A 10,722-nucleotide genomic window follows, 5' to 3' on the forward strand; every position below is an offset into this window, starting at 1 on the left:
GAGTTGGGGGAGTTGGGGGAGTCGGGGGAGAAAATACTTTCTCCACTTCCCCATCTTCTTTCACTGCGACAGTCTTAGAAACAGACGAGGCAACTGGAGGACGTCTGTTACAATTTGATTTACCAGAAGGGATATGTTTAGTGCAGTTGTTGGATGTATTTGGTGAAGTCCCTCTACCACCTTACATCACTGCATCTGAAGCCCTTGGCGAACAGTATCAGACAGTTTATGCAACAGTTCAAGGAGCAGTTGCAGCTCCTACAGCTGGGCTTCATTTTACTCCAGAATTACTACAAAGGTTGAGCGATCGCGGAATTCATCAAGCTTTTATCACATTACACGTTGGCGTCGGGACATTTCGCCCTGTAGAAGTAGAAGACGTAAAGACTCACAAAATGCATGAAGAATGGATTGATGTACCTTCTTCCACAGTAGAGCAAATCCGTGCAACTCAAGCATCTGGTGGTCGAATTATTGCTGTTGGTACAACAGTAGCACGAGCTTTAGAAGGAGCAGCAGCCAAAGGTGACTTGCAGCCATATTGTGGCAAAACCGATTTGTTTATCTACCCAGGCTACCAATGGCGAGTTGTAGAGGGTTTAATTACCAATTTTCACTTACCACGTTCTAGTTTGCTCATGTTAGTGAGTGCTTTAATTGGTCGGCAACGTTTGTTAAGTATATATCAGCAAGCCATATCAGCTCAATATCGCTTTTATTCTTTTGGCGATGCCATGTTAATCTTAAAAGAAGCAAGAACAGTACACAGTACACAGTAAACAGTACACAGTGAGCAAGCAACTGATAACTGATAACTGATAACTGATAACTGGTTTCAAATTGGTAAGCGATTAATATCTTTATTACAGCCAATCACAACCATTGCCGAGCCGCGCTCAAGACGTTTATTCGGGTTAGGATTAATTTGGAATTTACCATCTTGACTCACAGCCAGCAAATTTAAACCATAGCGGTTACGAAGTTGTAATTCAGCGATTGTTCTGCCGTGAAATTCGTCTGGTACAATCAATTCTACAATACTGTGATCTGGATCCAAGTCAACTCTGTCAAGAATAGAGGGTTTTGTAAGTGTTCGCGCTAGAGCACAACCTGCTTCATACTCAGGAAAGACAACGTGATCTGCCCCTACTTTTTGCAACAGCTTGCAGTGAACTTCACTAGAGGCTTTTGCTATGACATGAGGTACACCTCCTTCTTTCACATTCAATGTTGTAATGATGCTTTCTTGAACGTAATTGCCAATTGCGACAATAACTGTATCAAATTCAAAAATTCCAGCTTCTTGCAGCGCAGCCGATTCTGTTGAATCTAATTGCAAAGCATGACTAGTTATTTGTTCGGTTAACGCCTGGGCTACCCGTTTTTCATCTATATCTGTAGCGAGTACTTGGTAGCCGAAATTGTGCAGCGTTGAACAGACTGAACGCCCAAAACGACCTAAACCAATCACCGCAAACTGGTGATTGTCCTGACGCAGACTACGAAAAAATCCTAATGATGCCAGATTCACAGTTGTTATCCTTATTAACACTGTTTTGTTTATGGTAAAAACTCGGTGTTAGCGAGTTGAGAAAAATTATTTTTTTACCTCATTCTGTAGATTCTATCATTATCCGAATACTACATTTCATGAGTTGTTTTCTTGGTTTCCTGTTTTCTCAGTACTGTTTATCCTACAAGTAAATTTTCTTCTGGGTAATGAATTCTACTGGGTTTGGGGTCTCCGAGTATAGCTGACATGAGTAGTAAAACACCCACTCTGCCAATATACATTGTCACAATTAATGTGAGCTTTGCCGCAGCAGATACGCTGCCCGTAATTCCGGTAGAAAGACCCACTGTAGCAAAAGCTGATACGACTTCAAACAAGATTTGAATAAATTCTAATTCTGGGTCTGTTAGCGCAATTAAAATAGTAGATGCAATGACAGTTGTCACAGAGCCAATAAACACCCCAACAGCTTTTAAAATTAAATTTATAGCTATCTTACGCTCGTACAAAAAAACTTCTTCTTTCCCCTGAAGAATTGCTTTCGTGCAACTCGTGAGAACTCTCAAAGTTGTTGTTTTGATTCCGCCTCCTGTACCGCCTGGACTTGCACCTATAAACATTAGCGCAATCGTAAAGAATAAACCAGCATTTGTCATTTTGCCTATATCTATAGTATTAAAACCAGCAGTTCTAGGAGTCACAGATTGAAACCATGCTACTAAAAACTTGTCAGAAAAGCTCAAATTACCAAACGTTTCCGGATTTTTTAACTCTACAAAGAAAAACGCGATTGTCCCAAATATCAAAAGAACTAATGTTGTGCTCACAGCTACTTTAAAATCTAGAGACAATAAGAGATTTATAGGTTTTTTGCACAAGCGATCGCGTAACCAAAAGTAAGCTTCCAAAATGACCTGGTAACCAATTCCCCCAAAGATAATCAATCCCGTTATCGTGAAAACAACTAAGAACGATGATTGATATCCAATCAAGTTATCTTTAAACAAACTGAAACCAGCATTATTCCAAGCGTTAATGCTATGAAAAATAGCTAACCAAAGTCCTTCATTCCATCCATATTTGGGAACAAAAGCTGGTAGCAGTAAAAATATCCCAGTAATTTCAAAAATCAAAGTTGTTGCAATAATAGAGCGGATAATTTGGGTACTTCCCTCCATTCCCGGTCGGTCTAAAGCTTGTTGAATGGCAATTTTTTGTCGTAGGTCAAATCTACGACCAAGAAGCAAAATCAAAAAAGTTGTGGTTGTCATGTAGCCTAAACCACCAATTTGTGCTAGCAGCGCAATAAAGAATTGACCCCAAAAAGAAAAATAGGTACCTGGATCTACAACTGATAAGCCTGTCACACACACTGCTGAAGTTGAGGTGAATAAAGCGACAATTGGGTCATTCCACGTACCATTGCTAGTAGAAAAAGGCATCATAAGTAGGATAGTACCTACAATGATGACTGCTAGAAATCCCAGGCAAACTGTGCGAGAAACAGTCATAAATTAGTCTTCGTTATAACGCTTCATAGCTATAGAGACATGGTTCTCTTGACCCAGAAGCAAAAACACCTTTATCTAATTAAAAACACACATGGTAGCCTACTGTATGTGTTTATTTCTCTTTTGATGATCGCTTCCGTTATGAGTGCAACACTTTACCAGCAAATTCAGCAGTTTTACGATGCTTCCTCCAGTCTATGGGAACAGATATGGGGCGAACATATGCACCACGGTTACTACGGTGTAGATGGTACAGAGAAAAAAGACCGTCGTCAGGCGCAAATTGATTTAATTGAAGAAGTTATCAAGTGGACAGGAGTCCAACAAGCTGAGAACATTTTGGATGTGGGTTGTGGAATTGGTGGAAGTTCTCTGTATTTGGCAGGAAAATTTAATGCTAGAACAACAGGAATTACTCTGAGTCCAGTACAAGCTGCAAGGGCGACAGAACGCGCTTCTGAGTTTGGCTTGAGTGCAAGAAGTCATTTTCAAGTGGCTGATGCTCAAGCAATGCCTTTTACTGATAACTCTTTTGATTTAGTATGGTCACTAGAATCCGGTGAGCATATGCCGGATAAAAGCAAGTTTATGCAGGAGTGCTATCGTGTGCTGAAACCAGGTGGAACGTTGATTATGGTGACTTGGTGTCATCGACCAATTGATAATTTACCACTGACGATAGATGAGGAGAAGCACTTAGCAGAGATTTATCGAGTGTACTGTTTGCCTTATGTGATATCTTTACCGCAGTATGAGGTGATTGCTCGTGAATTAGGGTTGCAAAATATTCGGACTGCTGATTGGTCGAAGGCTGTTGCTCCTTTTTGGAATTTTGTGATTGATTCAGCGTTTTCTCCAATGGCGATTTGGGGTTTGCTGTGTTCGGGTTGGGGTACTATTCAAGCTGCGCTGTCTCTGGGGTTGATGAGTCGGGGTTATGAACGCGGGTTGATTCGGTTTGGGTTGTTGTGTGGAAATAAGTAACGAACCGCCAAGCGCGCAGCGTGTCCGCAGGACATAGACGAGCCAGTGCGTTGGGCGGCTCCGCCGACTTGAAGCACCTGGCGTGCCAAGAACGCCAAGACAAAAACGCCAAGAGGAGAAAAGAGAATGGATCAGGTTTCATCAAGAGAGTTTCAGGGGAATTGGTTTTATAGTTTTTGGAAGTTTTCGCGTCCGCATACGATTATTGGGACGAGTTTGAGTGTGTTGGGGTTGTTTTTGATTGCTGTTGCTGTTAGCGATGGTAATTATTCTTTATTCCCTCTTTTAGGAGCATGGGTTGCTTGTTTGTGTGGCAATATCTATATTGTGGGGTTAAATCAACTTGAGGATGTGGCGATTGACAAGATTAATAAGCCTCATTTGCCTGTTGCTGCTGGGGAGTTTTCTTTAACGACTGGCAAATTGATTGTCGCGATTACGGGTGTTCTGGCGCTGCTTGTTGCGTTGCTTCAAGGACCGTTTTTGTTTGGAATGGTGGCGATTAGTTTGGCGATTGGTACTGCTTATTCTTTACCGCCTATTCGTTTGAAAAGGTTTCCGTTTTGGGCGGCGCTGTGTATTTTTTCTGTGCGCGGGGCGATTGTGAATTTGGGACTGTTTTTGCACTATCGTTGGGTGTTTGAACAGAGTCAGTCAATTACAGCAGCTGTATGGGTGTTGACTGTGTTTGTTTTGGTTTTTACTTTTGCGATCGCCATCTTTAAAGATATCCCTGATATGGAAGGTGACTTACTGTATAACATCAAAACTTTTACTCTCCAAATTGGTAAGCAAGCTGTTTTTAATCTTGCTCTTTGGGTGATAACTGTTTGCTATTTGGGGATGATTTTAATTGGTGTGTTGCGGCTGGCTGAGGTGAATTCTGTTTTTTTGGTGATGAGTCATCTTGTGGCGTTGGTTGTGATGTGGTGGACTAGTAGACAAGTTGATTTGCAAGAGAAAAGTGAAATTGCTCGTTTTTACCAATTTATTTGGAAATTGTTTTTCTTGGAGTATCTGATTTTTCCTATAGCTTGTCTTTTGGCTTGAAGATTTGGTGGTAGGGTCTGTGCAGAAGTAGAATAATTCGACAGGAAAACTAGATGAAGCGCTTGCGAATTTACATTGATACCTCAGTAATTGGAGGCTGCTTAGATGTGGAGTTTGCAGCAGAATCGCAACGACTTATAGAGGCTATGCAAAATAAAAAAGCAGTGATGCTTTTAAGCGATTTAGTAATTAATGAATTAGTAGATGCTCCTGTAGATGTCCGTAATATATTACCGTCAGTTCCTACCGAAGTCATCGAAAATGTTCCGCTAACCGAAGAAATAATTGCCCTCCGAGATGCCTATATAGCTGCAGGAGTTGTCACCTCCAAGTCCATCAACGATGCTGCTCATGTTGCTGCTGCTACCGTAGCTAGAGCCGATGCTATTGTTTCGTGGAATTTCAAGCATATTGTTCGACTTGATAAAATGAGAGCATACAACTAAATTAATCTGCTTAACGGTTACGGAATCTTAACTATTGTTTCACCCAGAGAGGTTTTCTTCAATGAGTCAGACGAAAGTTGAAAAAGATTTTGATTGTCTAAAATTTAAACAGCAAGCTCAAGAGAAAATTTCTGAAGAAATTCAAAATCTCACTCCTACTGAACAAATTGAATACTTTCGTCAAAAAGCTGAATCTAGTTCTTTAGGTCAGTGGTGGAAATCTATTAAAAACCGATCAGCTTAAGTTGACACCAATAGGAAATAGCTTGGGACTATGCTCCCAAAGGGAGCCGCAGTCATGCGATTACACAAAGTACCCGCCCAAAGGACGATAAGACGGAGGCTGATCGCATGTGCATATCGCATGACTTATCAATTTTTTTTCATTGTGGGCTTTCCCCAAGCATGATGAACAGTCCGATTAATAAATATCACCCCATTTCATCTGTCAAGCCATCTGCTACTGTCACATCCCAATCGCTGTCAACTTCAGCAGATGCTTGTCGGTAAGCTTCCTCTAGTTCTCGGTTTCGCAGCAATTCTAATGCTTCTTCAATCACTTGAGAACGAGACTTGCATCCTTTATTAAGTTTGTCATTTTCGATAAACTCTACTAAAGACGGTGGCAAGGAAATGGATAGTTTTTCGACATTCATATTCCTACCAATTAGTAGTACAAATTATTCCTACTAAGATAGTAACTTAATCTCAACCTCAGAAGCGCGATCGCTGTTAGTATAGGATTTTTGCAAGAGTGAAGGTCACTCGCTAGCCCCTAAGGGGGCGCTACGCAAACGCTGCCTACGGCACGCTACGCTAACAAATTCAAAGTATGCCTACGGCACGCTGCGCTAACAAAATTCACGCATTCACGCATTAAAGACAATCGGTGGGGGCGGTGAGTACCCACCACCGATTTCAGACCGCTCTCCACTTCGTTTTCAGCGGGAGCCTGTACTCAGAATTATGAAATTTAAACCCCGTCCTTAAGGACGGGGACTTCAATTCAAAATTTTTTCTTCTTCATTTTGAACTTTGAATTTTGAATTTTGAATTCAAAAAGCGCTGGGTTCTAATCGAACCATCCACACCACTCCAGTAAAAGCATCATTCCATCCAGTAATTGGTACAATAACTTTCAGCCGTAGTGTGCCAATTTCATCATTATTAACAATAATTGCGGGGCGGGTTTTGCCAATTTCGTCTCCAACAGTGGGATCACAATTAAAAAGCCAAATTTGACCTCTATGCATAATCTTCATATTCATAGAAGTCTTCTGTATCCCGATCAGCGAAAATGACTAACTCACTTCCTTGTTCGTAAAAAGAACGCATGACAACAGCCGCTTCAGCTAAACTCAGTTCTTTTTGAAGAGGAACTTTCGATTTTGTGGTAATTTCTTCACGAATTAACTTTGATGCCATTTCAATCACTTCCAAACGTTCTTCAGTCGTCATCTTTTTCAGCGCTTCTAAGACTTCTGCTTTGGTCATAACTCATCTGACTCATCTATAGGATTAGATAGGATTTGTTGCGAACCATGTATGACAGCAAGAATATCAATTTGTTCTGATTTGATGTAGTAAATAATTCGATATGAACCTTCAAAAACTTCTCGAATTTGCTCTGTTTGAAGCTCTGGTACAATTCGACCTGATAGAGGAAAATTTGTAATTTGCTCAGAACGTCTGGTTATAGTATCAACCACTCTAGCCGCATACTGTGGAGAGTTTTGAGCGATATAAGTATAAATGCCCGAAAGATTTTCTACAGCTGTTTCAGTCCAATAAACTTTCACTGTGGCAGTCCAAACTTTTTCCGTACATCTTGTACGGAAGTTACTTTACCAGTTTTGCTATCAGCTAGTCCAGCTTCAACAACTTGTCGAACGTAAATTTGGTACATTAAATCATCCCATGTCGAATTTGCTGGTAATCTCTCAATTAATTTACGAGCCTCTTCCTTAATGTTGGCATTTTCCATTTGCTGTTAACCAAATATTTTTCTCGCATTCATTTGAATATATTGTAGAAGCAAAATCTGCGTCGATGGGTTGTGTAAGATATCCAAAAGGGTGAATGTTAACCGATCTGCAAAGGATCGCAGCAGCTAGCTTAACGCCTGAGTATGATTCCGTTTGAGCGATCACCCCAGGCGCAGCTAGCTTAACGCCTGAGTATGATTCCTCGTCCGCAGCGAGTGGAACGAAGACAAGCGTTGCAATCCCAAACCCCTGCGATACGCCCTTGGCGTCTGCGCTCCGCGCAATCGCCTGAGTATGATTCCTCCATGCCATCGCCCTTTGGCTGCTACCTTTGCAAGCGATCGCCTAGGACTTACGCCTTGACAAAAATCCTCAAATATGGATTTTCATTTTTCGACTGTAGGGTGGGCAGTGCTCAGTAAAACCTGATGTTCTGGACATAAGTTTAGGGCACTGCCCACTAAAACAAACTGCATTAAAATCTTCGCCCTTCTTCAATCATTTCGCGGATTGATGTTTTATCCAATGCAACCTCTTGACGCAGTTGTCGCATGAGAGCGATGCTCCAAAGGAGCCGCTTCGCTAACGCATGACTTATCGATTTTTTCGTTGTGGGCTTTCCCTAAGCATTGTATTGCACTTGGGTTGACTCTGATGCTGCGGTTTCTTGATGAGATAATGGCTGTACAACTAAAACCACCTCAACAGAGGTATCTTTAAAATCAGTGGGCATTTGGATTTCCAATATGCCATCTGCCCCAATATGCGTTAGCGCCTTGCGCGGCTCCCTTTGGGAGCATCGCACTTTCATTGTTTCCATATCCACCTCTAATCATTCACTGCTACACGTTCATCTATTTCAATTTCCAAAATCAGATGCTCGTTTGTGTCAAGAAAGCATTACGAACAGTCCGATTAATAAAACTTAGGTAATCGTCAATTTCTTCATAAAGGTCGAGTTCGCGTTCTTCATCCAAAGTCAGTGGATAAATTTGTTGTTTTGTCAAGAGTTATTCAATACGATTTTGTACAGTGCGAGAAACTCTAAAGATAGGAATTCCCTCAACTAGTTCGATGCGAACTGCACCTTCAATGGGGAAACTATCGGGCAAGTTTTGTAATTTTGGTGGGAGTAACATTGTCAGATTTTATCTATTTGTAAAAGTCTACTTGTTTGGATCAATGTTAAGTTAAACTATCACTATCTTGTAGGTTGGCTTGAGCTTATGGCAGTATAGATTTTTACGCAATAAATTTAGTATACATCATCATGAGAACCCAAAGTTAACAACAAAATCTCTTCTTCTCCTGAATCTGAGTTATTAACAAACTGAAATAAGATACGATTGCTATAGTCAATAGAACACGACCATATACCATCTAAATCACCTTTAAGTTTGTGACTGTGTAAACTGGGAGAAAAAGGATCTTCAGATAGTTTTTGTAGTGTTTCCTCTACTTGAGAACGTAATTGTGGATTTTGACGTACTAAACGTTTAAAAGCACGAACAAATGCAGAACTCCAAACTAAATTCTTCAATCTTCTAACTCCGCCATCAAATCTGCAACAGAACCTCGCCGCACGTTTCCCTGTTCATAATCATGTTGTGCTTGTGCAACTTCCTTTAACAACTCATTTCGTCTATGTTGATTGAGGCGCTTGGTAATAATATCTATCAGCAAAATTTGAGCATCTATATCTAATGCTTCTACAGCTTCAATGACTTTTTGCAATGTAGATGTTTTTTCTATCATACTCGTAACGAATTGGGGAATAAGTCTAATTTAACAGAGTCACTCAGCGCACAAGGAAGTAAGAAAAATAAAATTGATCTCTAAAATTAGCGATCGCCCGAAAGATGATCGTGTGAAGTTTATGAGAATTTTTACCCCTCTATTTCTGGCATTTCCTCATCGACAACGATTAACCTCACACCACAACGAGTCGCCGCTTCAGCTAACCGAGTATCCAGAGTTGCCAACGGTAATGCCAATCGCAGCGCTAATTCCAAATAAGCTGCGTCATAAGCAGCTAAACTTTCCTGTCGTCCTAGTGCTATAGTTGCAGCTAATGCATTGGCATCTGTAGCTGTATCAACTTGAATAAACAGTGATTGTAACAAGTTAATAGCTTGCTGTGATTGTTGCTGAGTCATACGGTTACGCCGTTCAGCTACCAGTAGGGTATTCGCAACCTCTAATGACCAAATTCCTGGTACAAACGCTTCAGAATCTGGCATGATTGCCAGTATGGCATTAGCGGTGGGGTTATTTTCATCCACCAAACACCAGCTAATCGCCACCGAACAATCCAAAACAAACTGCATTAAAATCTTCGCCCTTCTTCAATCATTTCGCGGATTGATGTTTTATCCAATGCAACCTCTTGACGCAGTTGTCGCATGAGAGCGATCGCATGACTTATCGATTTTTTCGTTGTCGGCTTTCCCCAAGCATTGTATTGCACTTGGGTTGACTCTGATGCTGCGGTTTCTTGATGAGATAATGGCTGTACAACTAAAACCACCTCAACAGAAGTATCTTTAAAATCAGTGGGCATTTGGATTTGCAATATGCCATCTGCCCCAATATGCGATCGCACTTTCATTGTTTCCATATCCACCTCTAATCATTCACTGCTACACGTTTATCTATTTAAGTCATATCTCAAAAATTGATCATCTTAATGAGCGATCGCTTAACTCTAAATTCTGTATTCTTCTTCAAACTCAACCCAATCCCAAATGCAATTTTAATGCAGTATTAATTAATACCATCATTTTCTCATTGAAACTACTTACGACTTCGACAATAATTCGCTGCTTGGAAATTGTTCGCACTTGCTGTGCCTGTACTTTAGAAGGTTTTGTTAAACCACTATCCTCTGGATTGAGCAAAACCTCAAACGGATAAACACGGGTAACATTGGAAGTGATTGGTAAAATCGTCACCGTGGTAGCAGCACGATTATTTGCATCATTACTGACTATTAGCACTGGACGGCGTTTATCCATTTCTGAACCCACTGCAGGACTAAGGTCTGCGTAATAAATATCACCCTTACGGATTCGGCAGTCGCTACAACGGGGGGAACCCCAACGCCAGATACCTACGGAGGGAAACCCTCCTGCAGTACTGGCGCAGCAACGCGCTGCCTCACCACGTTTCATCTGTCAAACCATCTGCTACTGTCACATCCCAATCGCTGTCAACTTCAGCAGATGCTTGTCGGT

At 41.1% G+C, this 10,722-nt stretch carries 20 protein-coding genes; 5 read left to right on the top strand and 15 right to left on the bottom strand.

Annotated features, from left to right (window positions below; all coding sequences use genetic code 11):
- Nucleotides 1-779 (top strand): tRNA preQ1(34) S-adenosylmethionine ribosyltransferase-isomerase QueA (queA, locus tag DP117_RS31420; RefSeq protein ID WP_169222105.1); only part of this gene is annotated, 779 nt, incomplete at its 5' end.
- 56 nt (nt 780-835) lie between these two features.
- On the opposite strand, the gene DP117_RS31425 is transcribed toward queA, so the two are convergent.
- Nucleotides 836-1,531, bottom strand: coding sequence for a TrkA family potassium uptake protein (locus DP117_RS31425; RefSeq protein WP_169222106.1), 696 nt, complete (start codon nt 1,529-1,531; stop codon nt 836-838).
- Nucleotides 1,532-1,689: 158 nt separating this feature from the next.
- Nucleotides 1,690-3,024, bottom strand: a complete 1,335-nt coding sequence (locus DP117_RS31430; RefSeq protein WP_169222107.1) for a TrkH family potassium uptake protein — start codon at nt 3,022-3,024, stop codon at nt 1,690-1,692.
- Between the two features lie 141 nt (nt 3,025-3,165).
- On the opposite strand from DP117_RS31430, the gene DP117_RS31435 reads away from it, so the two are divergent.
- The 4 genes from DP117_RS31435 to DP117_RS31450 all read left to right on the top strand — a co-directional run bounded on the left by DP117_RS31435 (nt 3,166) and on the right by DP117_RS31450 (nt 5,748).
- Nucleotides 3,166-4,008 (top strand): methyltransferase domain-containing protein, encoded by an 843-nt coding sequence (locus DP117_RS31435; protein ID WP_169222119.1) that lies wholly within the window; start codon nt 3,166-3,168, stop codon nt 4,006-4,008.
- Nucleotides 4,009-4,134: 126 nt separating this feature from the next.
- Complete coding sequence (locus DP117_RS31440) at nt 4,135-5,058, top strand: homogentisate phytyltransferase (RefSeq protein WP_169222108.1); 924 nt, start codon at nt 4,135-4,137, stop codon at nt 5,056-5,058.
- A gap of 53 nt (nt 5,059-5,111) precedes the next feature.
- Nucleotides 5,112-5,504 carry a hypothetical protein gene (locus tag DP117_RS31445; protein ID WP_211176453.1) on the top strand — a complete coding sequence of 131 codons (393 nt, stop codon included), beginning with the start codon at nt 5,112-5,114 and terminating at the stop codon, nt 5,502-5,504.
- A gap of 61 nt (nt 5,505-5,565) precedes the next feature.
- On the top strand, nt 5,566-5,748 hold the full coding sequence (locus DP117_RS31450; protein WP_169222109.1) for a hypothetical protein: 183 nt from the start codon (nt 5,566-5,568) through the stop codon (nt 5,746-5,748).
- 187 nt (nt 5,749-5,935) lie between these two features.
- On the opposite strand, the gene DP117_RS31455 is transcribed toward DP117_RS31450, so the two are convergent.
- The 13 genes from DP117_RS31455 to DP117_RS31510 form a co-directional block, all read right to left on the bottom strand.
- A complete protein-coding gene (locus tag DP117_RS31455; RefSeq protein ID WP_169222110.1) occupies nt 5,936-6,160 on the bottom strand; it encodes a ribbon-helix-helix domain-containing protein in 225 nt (74 codons plus the stop codon).
- 399 nt (nt 6,161-6,559) lie between these two features.
- Nucleotides 6,560-6,757, bottom strand: coding sequence for a type II toxin-antitoxin system PemK/MazF family toxin (locus DP117_RS31460; RefSeq protein ID WP_169222111.1), 198 nt, complete (start codon nt 6,755-6,757; stop codon nt 6,560-6,562).
- Nucleotides 6,750-6,998 (bottom strand): hypothetical protein, encoded by a 249-nt coding sequence (locus DP117_RS31465; protein WP_169222112.1) that lies wholly within the window; start codon nt 6,996-6,998, stop codon nt 6,750-6,752. Before DP117_RS31465 ends, DP117_RS31460 begins: the two co-directional genes overlap by 8 nt.
- Nucleotides 6,995-7,303: a type II toxin-antitoxin system RelE/ParE family toxin gene (locus DP117_RS31470; protein WP_169222113.1), complete on the bottom strand. Its 309-nt coding sequence runs from the start codon at nt 7,301-7,303 to the stop codon at nt 6,995-6,997. The genes DP117_RS31465 and DP117_RS31470 overlap by 4 nt, the downstream gene beginning before the upstream one ends.
- A complete protein-coding gene (locus tag DP117_RS31475) occupies nt 7,300-7,488 on the bottom strand; it encodes a hypothetical protein (protein WP_169222114.1) in 189 nt (62 codons plus the stop codon). The genes DP117_RS31470 and DP117_RS31475 overlap by 4 nt, the downstream gene beginning before the upstream one ends.
- Nucleotides 7,489-8,111: 623 nt before the next feature.
- The gene (locus DP117_RS37395; protein ID WP_339381085.1) at nt 8,112-8,309 is read right to left on the bottom strand and encodes a hypothetical protein; all 198 of its coding nucleotides are present in this window, start codon (nt 8,307-8,309) and stop codon (nt 8,112-8,114) included.
- A 52-nt stretch (nt 8,310-8,361) separates the two neighbouring features.
- Nucleotides 8,362-8,496 carry a hypothetical protein gene (locus DP117_RS37400; protein WP_339381086.1) on the bottom strand — a complete coding sequence of 45 codons (135 nt, stop codon included), beginning with the start codon at nt 8,494-8,496 and terminating at the stop codon, nt 8,362-8,364.
- Nucleotides 8,497-8,499: 3 nt separating this feature from the next.
- Complete coding sequence (locus tag DP117_RS37405; protein WP_339381087.1) at nt 8,500-8,628, bottom strand: hypothetical protein; 129 nt, start codon at nt 8,626-8,628, stop codon at nt 8,500-8,502.
- A 116-nt stretch (nt 8,629-8,744) separates the two neighbouring features.
- A complete protein-coding gene (locus DP117_RS31490; protein WP_169222115.1) occupies nt 8,745-9,029 on the bottom strand; it encodes a type II toxin-antitoxin system mRNA interferase toxin, RelE/StbE family in 285 nt (94 codons plus the stop codon).
- A complete protein-coding gene (locus tag DP117_RS31495) occupies nt 9,026-9,244 on the bottom strand; it encodes a hypothetical protein (protein WP_169222116.1) in 219 nt (72 codons plus the stop codon). The genes DP117_RS31490 and DP117_RS31495 overlap by 4 nt, the downstream gene beginning before the upstream one ends.
- A gap of 131 nt (nt 9,245-9,375) precedes the next feature.
- Nucleotides 9,376-9,816, bottom strand: a complete 441-nt coding sequence (locus DP117_RS31500; RefSeq protein WP_169222117.1) for a type II toxin-antitoxin system VapC family toxin — start codon at nt 9,814-9,816, stop codon at nt 9,376-9,378.
- The gene (locus tag DP117_RS31505; RefSeq protein WP_169222118.1) at nt 9,816-10,106 is read right to left on the bottom strand and encodes a hypothetical protein; all 291 of its coding nucleotides are present in this window, start codon (nt 10,104-10,106) and stop codon (nt 9,816-9,818) included. The genes DP117_RS31500 and DP117_RS31505 overlap by 1 nt, the downstream gene beginning before the upstream one ends.
- Nucleotides 10,107-10,218: 112 nt before the next feature.
- Nucleotides 10,219-10,659 carry a type II toxin-antitoxin system PemK/MazF family toxin gene (locus tag DP117_RS31510; RefSeq protein WP_211176454.1) on the bottom strand — a complete coding sequence of 147 codons (441 nt, stop codon included), beginning with the start codon at nt 10,657-10,659 and terminating at the stop codon, nt 10,219-10,221.
- Nucleotides 10,660-10,722: the final 63 nt, after the last annotated feature.

The organism is Brasilonema sp. UFV-L1, from assembly GCF_012912105.1.
GTDB lineage: Bacteria > Cyanobacteriota > Cyanobacteriia > Cyanobacteriales > Nostocaceae > Brasilonema.